12 protein-coding genes are annotated in these 16,379 nt (G+C 59.8%); 8 read left to right on the top strand and 4 right to left on the bottom strand.

Annotated features, from left to right (window positions below; genetic code table 11):
- Nucleotides 1-7: 7 nt before the first annotated feature.
- Nucleotides 8-670 carry a response regulator gene (locus C8K66_RS01030; RefSeq protein ID WP_108524055.1) on the top strand — a complete coding sequence of 221 codons (663 nt, stop codon included), beginning with the start codon at nucleotides 8-10 and terminating at the stop codon, nucleotides 668-670.
- On the top strand, nucleotides 667-2,031 hold the full coding sequence (locus C8K66_RS01025; RefSeq protein WP_046383361.1) for an ATP-binding protein: 1,365 nt from the start codon (nucleotides 667-669) through the stop codon (nucleotides 2,029-2,031). Before C8K66_RS01030 ends, C8K66_RS01025 begins: the two co-directional genes overlap by 4 nt.
- Before the next feature lie 7 nt (nucleotides 2,032-2,038).
- Here the strand turns inward: C8K66_RS01025 and C8K66_RS01020 are convergent, their stop codons facing one another.
- Both C8K66_RS01020 and C8K66_RS01015 read right to left on the bottom strand, forming a co-directional pair.
- Nucleotides 2,039-3,277, bottom strand: coding sequence for an MgtC/SapB family protein (locus tag C8K66_RS01020; protein WP_108524054.1), 1,239 nt, complete (start codon nucleotides 3,275-3,277; stop codon nucleotides 2,039-2,041).
- A 12-nt stretch (nucleotides 3,278-3,289) separates the two neighbouring features.
- The gene (locus tag C8K66_RS01015) at nucleotides 3,290-4,363 is read right to left on the bottom strand and encodes an NAD(P)-dependent alcohol dehydrogenase (RefSeq protein ID WP_090234857.1); all 1,074 of its coding nucleotides are present in this window, start codon (nucleotides 4,361-4,363) and stop codon (nucleotides 3,290-3,292) included.
- 243 nt (nucleotides 4,364-4,606) lie between these two features.
- On the opposite strand from C8K66_RS01015, the gene C8K66_RS01010 reads away from it, so the two are divergent.
- The 4 genes from C8K66_RS01010 to C8K66_RS00995 all read left to right on the top strand — a co-directional run bounded on the left by C8K66_RS01010 (nucleotide 4,607) and on the right by C8K66_RS00995 (nucleotide 12,395).
- On the top strand, nucleotides 4,607-5,530 hold the full coding sequence (locus tag C8K66_RS01010; protein ID WP_046383358.1) for a universal stress protein: 924 nt from the start codon (nucleotides 4,607-4,609) through the stop codon (nucleotides 5,528-5,530).
- A gap of 173 nt (nucleotides 5,531-5,703) precedes the next feature.
- Nucleotides 5,704-6,477: a helix-turn-helix domain-containing protein gene (locus C8K66_RS01005; RefSeq protein WP_256590878.1), complete on the top strand. Its 774-nt coding sequence runs from the start codon at nucleotides 5,704-5,706 to the stop codon at nucleotides 6,475-6,477.
- A 103-nt stretch (nucleotides 6,478-6,580) separates the two neighbouring features.
- Nucleotides 6,581-7,144, top strand: coding sequence for a GNAT family N-acetyltransferase (locus tag C8K66_RS01000; protein WP_046383356.1), 564 nt, complete (start codon nucleotides 6,581-6,583; stop codon nucleotides 7,142-7,144).
- Between the two features lie 259 nt (nucleotides 7,145-7,403).
- On the top strand, nucleotides 7,404-12,395 hold the full coding sequence (locus C8K66_RS00995; RefSeq protein WP_108524053.1) for a glycosyltransferase family 32 protein: 4,992 nt from the start codon (nucleotides 7,404-7,406) through the stop codon (nucleotides 12,393-12,395).
- 51 nt (nucleotides 12,396-12,446) lie between these two features.
- Here C8K66_RS00995 and C8K66_RS31125 read toward each other — a convergent pair whose 3' ends face one another.
- The gene (locus C8K66_RS31125) at nucleotides 12,447-12,581 is read right to left on the bottom strand and encodes a hypothetical protein (protein ID WP_256350977.1); all 135 of its coding nucleotides are present in this window, start codon (nucleotides 12,579-12,581) and stop codon (nucleotides 12,447-12,449) included.
- A 423-nt stretch (nucleotides 12,582-13,004) separates the two neighbouring features.
- Here C8K66_RS31125 and C8K66_RS00990 point away from each other — a divergent pair, with 423 nt between their 5' ends.
- Both C8K66_RS00990 and C8K66_RS00985 read left to right on the top strand, forming a co-directional pair.
- Nucleotides 13,005-14,414: a circularly permuted type 2 ATP-grasp protein gene (locus C8K66_RS00990; protein WP_026139870.1), complete on the top strand. Its 1,410-nt coding sequence runs from the start codon at nucleotides 13,005-13,007 to the stop codon at nucleotides 14,412-14,414.
- Between the two features lie 2 nt (nucleotides 14,415-14,416).
- On the top strand, nucleotides 14,417-15,367 hold the full coding sequence (locus C8K66_RS00985; RefSeq protein WP_017845722.1) for an alpha-E domain-containing protein: 951 nt from the start codon (nucleotides 14,417-14,419) through the stop codon (nucleotides 15,365-15,367).
- On the opposite strand, the gene C8K66_RS00980 is transcribed toward C8K66_RS00985, so the two are convergent.
- Nucleotides 15,364-16,284: an AraC family transcriptional regulator gene (locus C8K66_RS00980; protein WP_108524052.1), complete on the bottom strand. Its 921-nt coding sequence runs from the start codon at nucleotides 16,282-16,284 to the stop codon at nucleotides 15,364-15,366. The two genes, C8K66_RS00985 and C8K66_RS00980, sit on opposite strands and share 4 nt — an antisense overlap.
- Nucleotides 16,285-16,379: the final 95 nt, after the last annotated feature.

The following is a 16,379-nucleotide window of genomic DNA, read 5'->3' as shown; positions in this document are numbered from 1 at the left end:
AGTCCGCGTGCGCCTATTACTGATCGAGGACGACGAAGCATTGGGTGAAGGTATTCACCAGGCGCTGGTGCGAGAGGGCTACACCGTTGATTGGCTCAAAGATGGCAGCAGTGCATTACATGCACTGCTCAGCGAAACCTTTGACTTGGCGGTGCTCGATCTCGGGCTGCCGCGCATGGATGGGCTGGAGGTGCTGCGCCGCTTGCGCGACAGCGGCTCGAACCTGCCGGTGCTGATCCTCACGGCACGGGATGCCACCGAAGACCGGATCGCCGGGCTGGACGCCGGCGCCGACGATTACCTGATCAAGCCCTTCGACCTGGCCGAACTCAAGGCGCGCCTGCGCGCGTTGCTGCGCCGCAGCGCCGGGCGCGCACGGGTGATGATCGAACACGCGGGCATCTGCCTGGACCCGAGCACGCAACAGGTCAGCTACCACGGCGAACCGGTGCTGCTCACCCCCAAGGAATACCAACTGCTGCACGAACTGCTGTCGCCACCGGGCCGCGTCATGACCCGCGACCAGTTGATGCAGTTGCTCTACGGCTGGAACGAAGAAGCTGAAAGCAACACCCTGGAAGTGCATATCCATCACCTGCGCAAGAAGTTCTCCAGCGAGCTGATCCGCACCGTTCGCGGCGTCGGCTATCTGGTTGAGGAGCGCGGATGACTTCTATACGACGGCGAACCCTGACCCTGATCATCGGCCTGCTGCTCGTCGGCCTGCTGCTGATCAGCGCGCTCAACCTGCATGACAGCAATCACGAAATCGCCGAAGTCTATGACGCGCAACTGGCGCAGAACGCCCGCCTGCTCCAGGGCGTGATGAGCATGCCGCTGGCCAGCCAGGACCAGGAAGACCTGTACCGCGCGTTCAACAAAGCCTTGGGCGAAGCGATGCCCAAGGTGGATGGGCACCCCTACGAAAGCAAAGTCGCCTTCCAGGTGTGGAACCCCAAGGGCGAACTGCTGGTGTTCACCGCCAGCGCCCCGTCATTTGTCCCCGCGCCCACCCAGCCGGGCTTCAGCAACGTCGAAGACCTGAACGGCCGTCAATGGCGCGGCTTTGTGCTCAAGGACAAGGACAACGGCCTGCGGATCTGGGTGGGCGAGCGCGACGACGTGCGCGCCGACCTGGTGCAACGCATCGTGCGGCATACCTTGTGGCCCAACGTGCTGGGCAGCCTGATTCTCGCGGCGATGGTCTGGCTGGCGATCGGCTGGGGCCTCAAGCCCCTGGCCGACATGGCCGCCACCCTGCGTGCGCGGCATTCGGGCTCGCTCGAACCGATGCAACTGACGCCGCTGCCCACGGAGCTTGAGCCGATGCAGGCGGCGCTCAACCGCATGCTCGCGCAGATCCAGGAAATGCTCGGCCGCGAACGGCGCTTTATTGCCGATGCGGCCCATGAAATGCGTACACCATTGGCGGTATTGCGCGTGCATGCCCAGAACCTGCTGGAAGCCGGCACAGAAACCGAACGGCGCGAGTCCCTGGCCTTTCTGATCGCCGGCGTCGACCGTACCAGCCGCCTGGTCAACCAATTGCTGACCATGGCGCGCCTGGAGCCCAGCGCCGGGCAACCGCCGCTGCAGGCCGTCGACCTGGCGACAACGGTGCGCGAAACCCTGATTCAGTTGACCCCGTGGCTGTTGAGCAAAGGCCTTGAGCTGGTATTCGACGTCGAGGATGGCCCGTGCCCGGTGAATACCGATACCGCCGCGATCAATATCGCCCTGACCAACCTGGTGACCAACGCCGCGAATTTCTCCCCGGAACACGGGGTGATCACCGTGGGCTTGCGCAAGAACGCCATGCGTTTTGCCCTTACCGTCGACGATCAGGGCCCTGGCATCGACGAAAACCAGCGCGAGCGCCTGTTCGAACGCTTCTACAGCCGTGGCAATGCCCAAGGCGCAGGCCTGGGCCTGACCATCGTACAAACCATCGCCCAACGCCTGGGCGGCCAGGTCAGCCTGGAAAACCTGGCGGCCGGCGGCCTGCGGGCGACCCTGGAAATCCCTGCCTGACGGAGCATCAGCCGGCCCATGTGACCAGCCACATCGCGCCGACCAGCAAGACCTGGCCGACGATCACATACACCGCGAAGTGACGACCGCCGCTGACCCCGGCCACCACGCACTTGCTCAGCGCGTTGCAACTGACCGCGAGCAACACCGGGATGGACGCGGCCCCCAGGGACAACTGGCCGCTGGTGGCCAGGGCCGCGATCGAGGCGATGGACGCGTGGGCATCGGCAAAGCCACTCAGGGTGGCAGTCAATATCACGCCGACCTGGCCGAAGTGATGGAGCATCAGCGACGACAAGAAGGTAATGCCGGTCAGGGTCACGACCATGATCAGCGCCAGCTTGAGGTCGAATGCGCCGCCCACCTTGATGGTTTGGCTGGCCGCCGCCGTCGGCGCGTGCCACATCAGGCACACACCGTACAACGCGGTGGTGGCAAACCCGGCGAGCAGCGGCCAGGCCATCTGCGACAGCAGCGCCGGTTCCACGGTGCCGAGGATCAGCGCCGCCTGGGCCACCGTCGCAATATTCGAGAAAATGGCCGCCGCCGCGAGGATGCGCAGGTGCTCCGGCTCTTTGGCGACCATCTGGCCCATGGCAGCAACGGTCACGGTACTGGAGGCGAACCCCGAAGCAATGGCGCTCACGACGTAGCCATAACGTGGTCCCAGCGCGCGCACCGCCACATGCCCCACCGCGCCGACCGCCATCAACAACACCGTCAGCGTGCAGATGGTGCGCGGGTTCAGCGCGCCGTAGGGGCCGATAAAGCGATCCGGCGCCAACGGCAGGACCACCAGCGCAACGACCAACAGCAACAGGCCGTCGCGCATTTCCACATCGGTCAATTGACTGCGAGCAAAGTTGTGCAACTTGTCGCGATAGGCCAGCAGGCCGGCCACCACCACGCCGACGGCCGTGGCCAGTTCGGGAGCGACCCCACACCAGGCGCCCAGCAGCAGCACCGTGAGCAACGCCACTTCACTGGTGATCCCCGGGTCGTTGTCCCGGCTCTTCCAGTAAGCGGTACTGACGATCACAGCCAGACACCCGGCGATCAGGCCCAGCAACAGGCCACCGCCGACTTGCTGCGAGACGTAGCCCAATAACGCGGTAATCGAATAGGTGCGCAAACCGGCAAACGCGCGCAACTCGCCCTGGCCCTTGTGGCGTTCGCGCTCAAGGCCGATCAGCATGCCGATGCCCAGCGCCGCGGCGGCACCGGCCAGCCCGAGGGTTTGCGTCATTTACAGGCGCCTTCAGGGCGTGATCGCGACCTTCATGACACCGTCGCGCTGATGGGCAAACAGCTCATAGGCGGCCTCGATATCGTCGAGCTTGAAACGGTGCGTCACCAGGGGCGACAGATCCACCCCGCCGCTGGCCACCACGGCGAGCAAACGGCGCATGCGTTCCTTGCCGCCAGGGCACAGGGTCGACACGATGCTGTAATCCCCCAAGCCCGCGCTGAACGCGTCGTAGGGAATGCGCAGGTCGCTGGAGTAGACCCCCAGGCTGGAGACCCGCCCTCCCGGACGCAGCACGCGCAATGCCGACTCGAACGTACCCTGGGTGCCCAGGGCCTCGATCGCCACATCGACCCCACGGCCGTCGGTGATGGTCATGATCTGCTCGACCACATTGCCTTTCTTGAAGTCGACGATATGGGTGGCGCCCAGGCTGCGGGCGACGTTCATGCGCTCGCTGACGCCATCGACACCGATGATCATCGACGCGCCTTTGAGCCGGGCGCCCGCCACCGCGCACAGGCCGATCGGCCCGAGGGCGAAGACCGCGACGGTGTCGCCGATGGTCACCTCACCGCGCTCGGCGCCGGAAAAGCCGGTGGACATGATGTCCGGGCACATGAGCACTTGTTCGTCGCTCAGCCCATCGGGAATCGGGCACAGGTTGGCCAGCGCATCGGGGACCAGCACGTATTCGGCCTGGCAGCCGTCGATGGTATTGCCGAACTTCCAGCCGCCGGCCGCGCGAAAGCCATGCCGGGTGTCGGGGCCGTCCTGGGAGCCGCAGCCGCACAGGCAGGCATAACTCTGCCCGCTGGGCGTGATGGCGCCGGCGATCACCCGCTGCCCCTCAACGAAACCACGCACCTGGGAGCCCAGCCGCTCGATCACGCCCACCGGTTCATGGCCCACGGTCAGCCCTTTGGCCACCGGGTACTCACCGCGCAGGATATGCACGTCGGTGCCGCAGATGGTCGTGGTGGTGATACGCACCAACGCGTCCAGCGGGCCGACTTCGGGGATGGGTTTGTCGTCGAGGACGATGCGGTTTTTTTCAACGAAGACAGCTGCTCTCATGGTTGCCACGGCGTGACCTCCTGCGTCTGGAAAAGCCTGAATGACATCCAGACTGCACCGCGATGACAACACGGGGGTTGATCATTATCAACAATCCTCTGATTGATCGAGACACCCGGCCGGATGTCGCTGAGCGTGCCCTGGCTCAAGGCGACTTGATGCAAGTCAAACCGGCGCCGGCGCCCGGCGCCATGATCTAGAGTAAGTATCATTGCCCGATGCTATCTGCTGGTTACCCAAGGGAGATTGCCCATGTCTGCTCAAGCACGTTTCTTACTGCTGGTTTCGCCACTGATGGAACACAGCCCCGCCTTCGACCGGGCCGCCGCCCTGGCCAAGGCTGAAGGCGCCGCGCTGCACATCCTCGCCTTCGATTACCTGGAAGGCCTGGCTACCGCCGGCCTGGTCAACGAGCAGGCCCTGGAACAGATGCGAATTGGCTATGTAGAGCGCCATCACCAGTGGCTGGAGGATCAGGCCAGGCCCTTGCGCAACCTCGGCCTGACCGTCACCACCGAAGTGGCGTGGGTGGAGCGCCCGCTGCAGGAGATTCTGATTCGTCTTAAGGAAGAGCCCATGGCCGTGGTGATCAAGGCGCTGGAGCATGAGTCCCTGCTGTCGCGCTTGATGTTTACGCCGCTGGACGTCCATCTGATTCGCGAATGCCCGGTGCCACTGCATTTTGTCAGCGGTGCGCCCCATGCGTTACCGCGCAAGATCGTGGCGGCCGTCGACCCGTTCCATCACGACGAGCACTACGACAGCCTTAACGACCGCATCCTGCATGAAGCCGTCAAACTGGCGACAGCCTGCGATGCCGAGGTCGAGGTGATTTATGCTCATGACCTGTCCGATCTCGGCGCTCAGGAGTATGGATTCGGCAGCGGTGCCGGGTTCTTCTCTTCGGTGGCCGCCAAACGGTTGTTCGACGAACAGGGGCAGGCCTTCAATGATTTGGCCGCGCGCAACGGTATTCCGCCAGCGCAGCGCCATATGATCTTGGGTAACCCGGCGAAAGTGCTGTCCAGCTATGCCGATGCCTACAACGTCGATGTGATCGTCATGGGCCGCGTCGGTCATCGCGGCCTATCGCGCCTGCTCGGCAGTACCGCCGAAACGCTGCTGTACAAAATGCCCTGCAGCGTGTGGATGGTTAAACCGGAAGTGCTCGACTGAGCGCGGCAATCGTATGCACACCCTCGCTGCACACTCGCAGCGAGGGCATGTCAAAGGCATTCATTGAGGGGGCATAACGAGACTCATCACACTCGAAAGCGATCAGCGGTCAAATATATGAAACATGCACCTATCTTTCTCCAATATTTGGATGTTAAGTAGGAGGAATATATATGTGTGTGCAAGAGGCTTTTGTGATGAAGTCAACTCCAGTTCTTGTACAAGTCCAACATTTAAAAACAACCTGCGCGAGCTGCAGCGTTTTAGAGTTGTGTTTACCCCTGGGTTTGACCGAGATCGAAGTGGGTCGCCTGGACACATTGATTCCACAACGCGTCAAAGTCAAAAAAGGCGCTTCGCTGTATCGCACCGCCGATCCGTTACGCTCGCTTTACGCCGTGCGTACCGGGTTCTTCAAGACCTGCATACTGTCCATGGATGGTCGCGAGCAAGTCACCGGGTTCCAGATGGCCGGGGAAATGCTCGGCCTCGACGCCATCAGTGCCGACACCCATGCCTGCAACGCGATTGCGCTGGAAGACAGCGAAGTGTGCCCTCTGCACTTCAACCAACTGGAGCGACTGGCCGGTCAAATACCGTCGTTGCAACATAACTTGAACAAAATCATGAGCCGCGAAATTGTGCGTGATCACGGTATGTTATTGCAAATGGGTAATATGAACGCCGATGAGCGGCTTTGTGCATTTGTATTGAATATATCAATGCGTATGAGTACGCGTGGTTATTCATCGCGATCTTTTATATTACGCATGAGACGAGAAGAGATCGGCTCTTATCTGGGCCTGCGCCTGGAGACGGTGTGCCGCAGCATTGCGCAGTTACGCAAACTGGGCCTGGTGCATATCAGCGCACGCAATGTCGAGATTCTCGACCTGGCGAAACTCAAGACGTTCATATCCGGCTGTCATCGGCATGGTCCCGAGTAACAGGGCCTCATCTGATCCAAATCAGCTTTATCTGTCGGCAAAGGCGTAGAACCGAAGCAACAGGGGGCCGCTCCTGTCGCCCCCAAACCTCGGAGCTCACACCATGCTTACCGTCGAAGAGCACAACAGACAAGCCGCCATCGCCTATAAAACAAGCCCGGAACCGCACTGGATCGATAAGCTCAATGACGGCCGCCATGTGCTGGTGCGCCCGCTGAGAATCGAAGACCGGGACCGCGAATATAACTTCATCAAGAGCTTGTCCCGCGAGTCCCGGCACGCGCGCTTCCTCGGCGAAATCAACGAGCCCGGCAAGACCCTGCTCGATCAATTGATGGATGTCGACAATCAGCAACGCGTGGCGTTTATTGCCCTGGTGCATGACAACGGCAAACTGATCGAAATCGGCGTTGCGCGCTATGCCGCGGCCAAAGAGCACGAATGCGAATGCGCGGTCACCGTGGCGGACCCTTGGCAGCACCTGGGACTTGGGCACATTTTGATGCAACACCTGATGACCGCGGCGAAAGCAAACAACTTCACGTCGATGTACACCGTGGATGAAGCGAGCAACACCCCGTTGCGTGAGTTGACCAACGCGTTGGGCTTCCACACCGTCACCAATCCGGATGACGCTACCCAAGTGATCAGCAGCGTGAAGCTCTGAGTAGCAGCACGGTAAAAGGGCGGCGCGCCGCCCTTGCCTTCCATACACTCGTTTGAGTGTATTCATACCGAACCGAAAACGTCTGTTGCGCGAACGCCTGTAAGCAGGGTGAACCGCACCTGCGCCTGGCACTGCGCAATACCAGGTAACGGTGTTTTGGCTGAACGAAGGAATCAAGACCGCTTCTGTCGCTACACACGGTTAATGCCACGGGCACTGCCCCCCTGGCGTCATCTCGTAACCTCAGGCGACAGACCTCATGACCAGTGTTTCCACGCACATCACCGCACAACCCCAGCCATTCGCCCTATCCCACCTGCCACTCGCCAGACACAAACGCGAAGCCCCTGCCCCCACCGAGTCGGCAGGCGACGCTCGTACCGAAGGCGATCGCGCATTGGCGGCCGAATACAGTACTGCGTTGCTGCTGGCGGCCAATCGCGAGAGCAATATCAACATCCGCCCGATACCTGCCGATTCCTCATTCGGTCGGTGGTGGGGGCAGTTGCGTGCCGCCTTTCGATCACCTGACGTCGTTCAGTGGATGCGTGACAAAGGTATTAATGCTGAGTCGATAACACTCAAACCGGAATCGGGAACGATCACCTTCAAGCTCAAGCCTTCGGTTGATCCCGAACAGAAACTGCATACCGTCGGGCAAGACGACAGGCGCTGGGGCGCGATCAGCGGCCCCATCCTCCAGGCCGCGCGTGTGATCAACGCGGGCCACGAGGATACGGCCTTCACGCCGCCAGCAAGTGATCTCAGTGAATCCGCACCTTGGTTTATGGTGGGGCGGTTTTATCAAGAGCGGCAAGACCTTACAGGGCCGGCGATGCGCAGGCGCGCTGAAGAGCTCGACCGGGATCAAGGTTTTTCACCTCTCGACCCGAGCAGCGCGGCAGGCTTGATTGAATCGCGTAGCGCGGACGCGCTCCAAAAACAGGAAGCCACGGTGGGCGATGTGCTGAATCGCTATGAGGCCATCAACGAGCTGCGGCACCTGGCAAAGTCCGTGGACATCCGCAATCCCGAGCAAATCCCGGGCGAATTGAAGAAGCGGACGCTCTCTCTATCTTCCCCGAGCACCTACCAACCCATCAGTGCTAGCCAATCGAACAGGGTCAGCCTCGTGCAATTCCTGGAAGATCATGGCTGGCATATTCCCACCCATCACGAACAGCTGGAGAACCTCGCAACCGCCCTCTCAACCCCGGCGCCCAAGATGCCGGCACACGGTAACCTCGGCGGAGCGCTGGCTTGGCCTGTGCCGCTGGATCAGGGAGACCTGCAACAGCTGAAGGCAGATATTGGTACGGGCAAAATTGGCGATATTGACTTAGGACCGTCAAAAAATGTCCTGGACTACCTGCTGAGCGGCAGGACAATTTCCGCGGCGGAACAGAGCAACCCGCGACGGCTGATCGATACCTGGATCACATCGCCCAGAGGCAAGGCGCTGGGTGAGGCCATTCAAACTGCGTTCGAGACGCGGGGTGTCAAAGGCAGTGCTTCTGACTGGCTGCTCACGGCCATGAACAGCGAAAGCGCCAGCGTCTCTGGCGACGACGTCGATCACCAAGCCCCTGGTCAAATTGAAGGCTATCGGCTGGTCTCGGCGGAGAACTCGGGCAAATCACCGTCGACGGTTGTCAAGGAGCTGGAGGATCACCTGGTCGCCAAAGGCAAAGCCTCATCCCCGGAAAAAGCCACGATTCAGGCTCACCTGTTACTGGCCAGCCGGGCACCGGAATTCCTGATCAAGGACATCCCGGAAGGCGTCGTCGTGGGCACCCACAGCTGGGTCAGTCTTGCCACGGCGGTTGCCCGAATCGAAGCGAAAGCGCCAGGAAACACGGCGTCGATGAGCTACGCCGACGTTATGCTCGAAGCCAGCGTTGCGCCGATCTCTGACGACGAACGCACTGTCGAATATGTCGCCCAGACCGACGCAATCAAACACTGGAGCGTTGCCAACGGTATGGATTACCCGTCGACGGATGCCTCAATGACGACTGCCCGCGAGGCCTACAGCGCGCAGATTCGAGAGTTGAGAGAGGCTGCGCAAACGCACATCGGGCAAATGCCGACGACGAGGGGCATTGCGCTGGAACAGTTAAAAGTAGCGCTGCCTCACGTCGACCCGGAACTGTTCGAAGAAAAAACTATCACCCTGCAGCCTTCCAACCGACACTTCCCCGGGCCTTACTCGATACTGGACATGTATATCGATGGTCGAGGACTCAAAGGCGCACCGGACTCAGCGGATAATTGGGGGGAAGCGGGCCGTGGTTTCGTGAACCTACTGACATTTGGCGGCGTCACTCTGCGGCCGGACGGTCGTCCCAGCGCATGGGTGTCCTCCTCGGACGGGTTCAGCATTAGCGATGTGCTGGAACGGCTTAACGAACTACCGCGCCCGACGGAGATATTCAACGAGACGTTCTCGGATTACTCCAGTGCCGTCAAAAAAACGACCGCCGCGCAGCTCAAGCACCTTATTTCGAAACAGCCGCTGGAGGATCGGCAGAATCTGGAGTTTGGCAAAATAACAATCCGCAAAGAAATGTCGTTCCACCGCGCCGATCAGCCCAGGCGTGTTTCAGACGGTGTTCTGCTGGTCGAGACCGAGCGCAATGGCCAGCGCATGAGCTATGAAATCGACCGACTAAAAGGGACGGTGACCAAGCTGCCGGACAAGACTTATCGGGACTATGAGCCGACGGTTCATTCTATAAAAGCAGGCAAACGTTTTGATGAGGTAAAACCCGCAGGTCACTATGCAGCGGGGATAACCCATGAAAACAAAGATGCACAAGGCGCACCCAATAGTTTCAGTAGCGCTAGAACCCAATACATCGTTGATGCATTGGTAGAGGATATCAACTTGCCTGCGGTGGAGAAGTACGCCAAGGGCAGAACCACCTTTGACTCTGAAGTACCGCTGCATGAGACCGTTGAGGAGATCGCGCTCAACCTGATCCCGTTACGGTCAGCCATTGTTAATTTTACCAACGGCAATGTTGGTGGGGGCGTTGTCGATCTTGCCTTCGATATCTTTGGTTTCGCCGTCGGCTTGGGAGCCGCGGCAAAAGGCGCGAAAGTCGCGGCGGCCGGCGCATCGACAGTTGCCAAGGTTGGTCAGGTCGCCAAGATTATAGGGCGCGCGACCGTGGGCGCACTCAATCCATTGGACGGGGTTGCCGACCTGGTTCGTGGCGTGGCGAACGGCCTGCATCGAGGCGTCAGCACAGCGATCAAGGGGGTCAAACATCTGCGCGGCTCTTACCGAGGTGTCGATCTACTTGAATTGGCGAAAAAAACCGACGTCGCCGAAGGCACACTCAAAACAGCTAATGGCACACGCGAAAGCAAAGCGCTGGGCAAATTCGATGAGGCGACCAATAAGTGGTACGCCTACGATCCGCTCGCGAAGCAGGCATACGGCAGGCCGTTGGACAATTTCAGCGTTGACACGCCGAGGTTGAATGAACCCAATAGCCTGCACTCGATCGGCAGTAATGATGTGGTGAAGACCGCCAGTCAGCAGCACGGCGTGGCAGCAACCGGCACATTCAGCGTGGGGCAAGAGACGGTCGAAGGTAACGTGGTTTTGTTTCAAGGTAATTGGCATCGCTACGACGCGATCAATAAACGTGCCTTCGGCCCGCCGCTGACAGATTTCAAACCGAGCCGGGTCGCGGCCAATGGTGACGTGAGGTCGATGGACGCCGATTTGTTGGGCTATGAGGTCAAGTACATTGCGCCCCAAGAGTTATCGACAAAAGGCTTACAGTCCAATGTGTACGTGGGTCGCAGTAAAAAAGAATATGTAAAAATCGATGATAAGTTTTATGAGTCACACCTCAAGGATGGCCAGCGAGTTATCCGGCATCCGACGCGCACTGGGCCTGACCTACCGGTCAGGGATCTGGGGCTTTCCGGATGGGAACCACTCTCCAGAACCGACCGCCTCCTGGGGGGCGCGGGCGGCAACCCCTGGAACCCCGGAGAAAATACCTACTTAATCCCGCTGGACGATATCCACCTGACGGGAAACCCGACACGCCCCTATTCGCTGAACCACAAGGGCGTAGAACATGATGTCACCTTCAACATCTATGCCGGTACGTGGAAATCCAGCAACCTCAAACCAGCAAGCGGTGCCCAAGATCAGGATTACTTCTGGAGGAGTGGCAAAGGAAAATGGCAACGGGGAACGTTTAGTGAGTTTAAACACGCAAAAAAAGTCGATGCCCGCGCGTTTAAATATGTTGATGTTTCCCCTCCGACAATTTTACGGGTTCCAAAAGATGCTCACCCTATCCCCAAACAGATTCACTACTTTTGGGCCGGCAGTGACATTCCGCCGAACCTGATAGAAAACATCGCCAACAACTCTGCCAATGCACCTGGGTATAAATCCATTATCCATGTAGATGCGGACAGCCCGGCGATGTTCGAAAAAATCAAAAGCAAATTGCACACTCAAGCGCCTGGCCTAAGCGTCATGAATCTGCACGAGGACGATTTTTTCAAACAATTGAAAGACACTGAAATGTACAACTATTTTCGACAGGGGCAAGGTAAAAATCTCGCCGCCACTTCGGATGTCGCCCGTTACCCACTGATGAATAAATACGGAGGCATTTACCTCGACACCGATGATGCGATTCCAGTCAATATTGGCGCTACCGCATTGAAGGCGGGCTCCAGCGACATTCTGCTTAACAGACCCGTCGCCCATACTATTACGGACTACAAACCCTTCTACAACACCAGTAACTTTGCGACACAGCCTGGCAATCCGGTTATTAACGATATGATCGCGGAGATGAATAAGCGATTTTCCGCTAACAAAGCTTACTTTGAAAGCAACCGCCCCACCGTCACCAGAGGCCCCGGAGGGGAAATCCAATACACCTCTGAATTTCGCACCTACGAAAGTAAGATTTTCGAGACGGTAGGCCCAACAATGTTTGATGACGTGCTCCAGTCAAAAAGACCTGACATGTACCATCTGGGCCTCGATGGGTTGGCTAAAGAATCGAAGATTGTCGACGGTAAGCTGGTCTCATCCGGACCGATAGTCGATATTGAACGTGAAGCGCGCCAATATTATGCGAGCAAGGGTATTACTCCGCCGGACCTGCTGGGTAATCAGATAAAAAAGATGAAGGAGCACTACCTATCACTTCTTCACCAACTCCAGATAAGGATTGGCGCCGAACACTCCTGGATAGGAACATGATCAACTAATGCTCATACCGGCAGCCGGCCAACGCTGGCAAAGTATGAACAATCAGTCTTGATGTTCACCGCTGCCAGGGTCCGCGGCGTCATCCGGCTCCTTGAGCGGCACTTCTGCATCATCCATCAGCGACCCCGGGTCTTCGTTGCCGGGGTCGTTGAGGTCTTCTTCCGAATCTTTTGACATGACCGTCTCCTCTGATCGCCTTGACATAGCGTAGCTCTTTTGAAGAACGCGGCCTGCGTCAAGATGAGGCCCTGCGCGGGTCGTTAAAGTTCCGATGAATCCCTGGCCGGGCATTCAGAGACGTTCAAGTTCGCGTATGCACCGTTGTAGTGCGCGCGCCGTTCCCTGGTGGCGAGTAAACGCGCTCGCCACCAGGGAATAGAGACGCTTTGCCGGTTTCGGCACAGGCATTGCTTAATCCATTCATCGTTCACCCGTCATGCCCGGATACAGGAGCATTCGTTACCCCCCGACCCAGAGCCGACCCCATAAGAAAGTAAGGACCTGGCCCGATGGCACCCTGCGCCACGGGCTCATAAAAAATGCGTTTTTCAAAGCGGCAGTGCCCCCCCGCGCTTCCCTCGGCACTGACAAGGTACTGGAATGGCTCGATCTTTCTTTGATGAAATGAATGACGCACACGGTGTATGCCGCGCGCACTATCAGGAATTCTCCCGCTGGCTGGCCAATACGCCGCCAGAACTGCTGGACCAGCGTCGCCGCGAAGCCGACCTGTTGTTCCACCGCGCCGGGATCACCTTCACCTTGTATGGCGACGAGCAGGACACCGAACGCCTGATCCCCTTCGACATCATCCCGCGCAGCATCCCTGCCAGTGAATGGAGCATCATCGAGCGTGGCTGTATCCAGCGCGTCACTGCGCTGAACATGTTCCTTGCCGATATCTACCACGACCAGCGCATCATCAAGGCCGGGATCGTTCCGGCGGACCAGGTGCTGGGCAACGAGGGTTACCAGAAGGCGATGGTCGGCCTCGACCTGCACCGCGACATCTACTCGCATATTTCCGGGGTGGACCTGGTGCGCGATGGCGACGGCACCTACTACGTGCTCGAAGACAACCTGCGCACGCCCAGCGGTGTGAGCTATATGCTCGAAGACCGCAAGATGATGATGCGCCTGTTCCCCGAAGTGTTCGCCAAACAGCGCATCGCGCCAGTGGACCACTACCCCAACCTGCTGCTCAAAACCCTGAAAAGCGCCAGCCGCCTGGACAACCCCAATGTGGTGGTGCTGACGCCGGGGCGCTTTAACAGCGCATTTTTCGAGCATGCGTTCCTGGCCCGGGAAATGGGTGTGGAGTTGGTGGAAGGCGCCGACCTGTTCGTGCAGGATCTCAAGGTGTTCATGCGTACCACCGACGGCCCCAAGGCCGTGGACGTGATCTACCGCCGTATCGACGACGCGTTCCTCGACCCGCTGGCGTTCAACCCGGAGTCGATGCTCGGCGTGCCCGGCCTGGTCGCGGCCTACTGCGCCGGCAACGTGGTGCTGGCCAACGCCATCGGCACCGGCGTCGCGGACGACAAGTCGATATACCCCTACGTGCCGGAAATGATCCGCTTCTACCTGGACGAAGAACCGGTCCTGCAAAACGTGCCGACGTTTCAGTGCCGCAAGCCGGATGAGCTGTCCCATGTGCTGGCCCACCTGCCGGAACTGGTGGTCAAGGAAACCCAGGGCTCCGGCGGCTACGGCATGTTGGTCGGCCCCGCTTCCACGGCGGCTGAGATCGAGGACTTCCGCCAACGCATCAAGGCGCGTCCCCACGCCTATATCGCCCAACCGACCCTGAGCCTGTCCACCTGCCCGACATTTGTCGAAAACGGCATCGCCCCCCGGCATATCGACCTGCGCCCGTTCGTGCTGTCGGGCAAGGAGACCCGCCTGGTACCCGGTGGCCTCACGCGCGTGGCGTTGCGCGAAGGGTCGTTGATCGTCAACTCGTCGCAAGGCGGCGGAACCAAGGACACCTGGGTGGTGGAGGGCTGAGTATGTTGAGTAGAACCGCCGCAGACCTTTACTGGATGTCCCGTTACCTGGAGCGTGCCGAGAACCTGGCGCGCATGCTCGAGGTCAGTTATTCGCTGTCATTGATGCCCCAGGCCGGGCGCAGCGATGGCCTGGACGAACTGGCGATGTCGCTGCTCAGCAGCGGCACCCTGGACAGCTACCTGGAGCGCCACGGCCAACTGGATGCCGAGCGCATGCTGCACTTCTTCGCCCTCGACGAAGAAAACCCGGCCAGCATCTATAACTGTCTGCGCGCCGCACGGGGCAACGCCCATGCCGTGCGCGGGCGCATCACCGCCGACATGTGGGAAAACCTCAACGCCACCTGGCTGGAAATGCGCAGCATCGCCGCCGGCGGGCTGGCGCGCCATGGCATCAGCCACTTCTGCGATTGGGTCAAGCAGCGTTCGCACCTGTTTCGCGGGGCGACGTCCGGCACCATCATGCGCAATGACGCCTACCGGTTCATTCGCCTGGGCACCTTCGTCGAGCGCGCCGACAACACCTTGCGCCTGCTGGATGCGCGCTACGAGATGTTCGGCGAGGAATCGGAGGAAGTCAGCGACTTGTCGGCACGCGGTTATTACCAGTGGAGCGCCCTGCTCCGCGCCCTGTCGTCATTCGAGGCGTACACGGAGCTGTATCCGAATGCGCTGAATGCACGCTCGGTCTCGGAGTTGCTGCTGTTGCGCAGTGATGTGCCGCGTTCGTTGCATGCCTGTATCGAGGAACTGAGCCACATTCTGGCGGACTTGCCAGGCAGTTATGGGCGCACCGCGCAGCGCTTGGCCGCCGAGTTCGAAGCGCGGCTGCGCTATACCGGGATCGACGAAATCCTCGAAGCAGGCTTGCACAGCCGCCTGACGGAATTCATCGACACGGTACGCGAATTGGCGCGGGCGATTCACCGCTCGTACCTGGAGGTGGTTTAGACACCGAGGAGCGCGTGCTTTCGCTCGCGGTATTCCCGCGGGGAGCAGTTCATCAGGCGCTTGAAGGCACTGCTGAATGCGCTGTCCGACTGATACCCGAGTGACTGGCCGATACAGGAAACACTCCTGGCAGACGTGTTCAAGGCCTGTAACGCCAGGTGCATGCGCCAGCGCGTCAGATACTCCTGGGGCGCCATTCCGACCCGCTGCTTGAAGTGCAGGGCAAAAGTCGAACGGGACTGGCTCGCGACACCGGCCATGTCGCTCAAGGTCCAGCGGCGTGCCGGCGCGGCGTGTATTTGCTGCAGTACCGGCGCCAACCGCGGATCGTTCAACGCCGCCAACCAACCGGTGGTAGTGGCGCCCATGGATGACTGATAGAGGCGCAGGATCTGCACCAACATCATTTGCGCCAGATGCTCGGTCATCAACGCCGCGCCTTGCATCGGGCTGGCATATTCCCGAGCCAGGCGATCCAGACACCAGCGCAACACGCTGGCCTGCTCGGACCTCGCACTGATACGCACCACCGGCGGCAACCCCTCCAGCAATAGACGGGCGTCGTCACCGTAGCTAAAGCGCCCGCCTATCAGGAACAGATCCACAGTCTCACCCAGGCGAGCGATCCCCCCCACGGCGTCACGGTACACCGCGCGCGCGTCAACGCCCTCCAGTGCAAGGTTGCTGGACAACCTCCAGGGACGGTTCTGCGTCAACAAAAAGCAATCGCCCTCGCTCAAGGGCATCGGTACGGGCATGCCCTCGACTTCCAGCCAACACTTTCCCTCCACCACGGCATTGAACTTGATGCCCTCCGGCGGTGGAAAATCCAGGGCCCAATCACCGCCAGCCTTGAGGCCGGCGAAATAGGACCGATGACTCTTTAACAGCGCCACCACGTCAGACAGGGTATCCATAAAAAAACTCCGGACGATCGCGACAGAAATACGGACTTTATGGCGTTTCGCGTCCGGCATCCAGGGGAGAACATAGCGGCTCCCCCTGGAGAACT

Origin of the sequence: Pseudomonas sp. GV105 (assembly GCF_003058185.1) — a bacterium.
Taxonomy (GTDB): domain Bacteria; phylum Pseudomonadota; class Gammaproteobacteria; order Pseudomonadales; family Pseudomonadaceae; genus Aquipseudomonas; species Aquipseudomonas veronii.
This window is presented reverse-complemented; position numbering and strand designations above follow the sequence as displayed.

What these genes read in the sequence shown, in the direction of transcription:
- C8K66_RS00995 (WP_108524053.1), top strand. Translation starts at nt 7,404, where the DNA reads ATGACCAGTGTTTCCACGCACATCACCGCACAACCCCAGCCATTCGCC.
- C8K66_RS00985 (WP_017845722.1), top strand. Translation starts at nt 14,417, where the DNA reads ATGTTGAGTAGAACCGCCGCAGACCTTTACTGGATGTCCCGTTACCTG.
- C8K66_RS00980 (WP_108524052.1), bottom strand. Translation starts at nt 16,284, where the DNA reads ATGGATACCCTGTCTGACGTGGTGGCGCTGTTAAAGAGTCATCGGTCC.
- C8K66_RS01025 (WP_046383361.1), top strand. Translation starts at nt 667, where the DNA reads ATGACTTCTATACGACGGCGAACCCTGACCCTGATCATCGGCCTGCTG.
- C8K66_RS01005 (WP_256590878.1), top strand. Translation starts at nt 5,704, where the DNA reads ATGTGTGTGCAAGAGGCTTTTGTGATGAAGTCAACTCCAGTTCTTGTA.
- C8K66_RS01000 (WP_046383356.1), top strand. Translation starts at nt 6,581, where the DNA reads ATGCTTACCGTCGAAGAGCACAACAGACAAGCCGCCATCGCCTATAAA.
- C8K66_RS01010 (WP_046383358.1), top strand. Translation starts at nt 4,607, where the DNA reads ATGTCTGCTCAAGCACGTTTCTTACTGCTGGTTTCGCCACTGATGGAA.
- C8K66_RS01020 (WP_108524054.1), bottom strand. Translation starts at nt 3,277, where the DNA reads ATGACGCAAACCCTCGGGCTGGCCGGTGCCGCCGCGGCGCTGGGCATC.
- C8K66_RS31125 (WP_256350977.1), bottom strand. Translation starts at nt 12,581, where the DNA reads ATGTCAAAAGATTCGGAAGAAGACCTCAACGACCCCGGCAACGAAGAC.
- C8K66_RS00990 (WP_026139870.1), top strand. Translation starts at nt 13,005, where the DNA reads ATGGCTCGATCTTTCTTTGATGAAATGAATGACGCACACGGTGTATGC.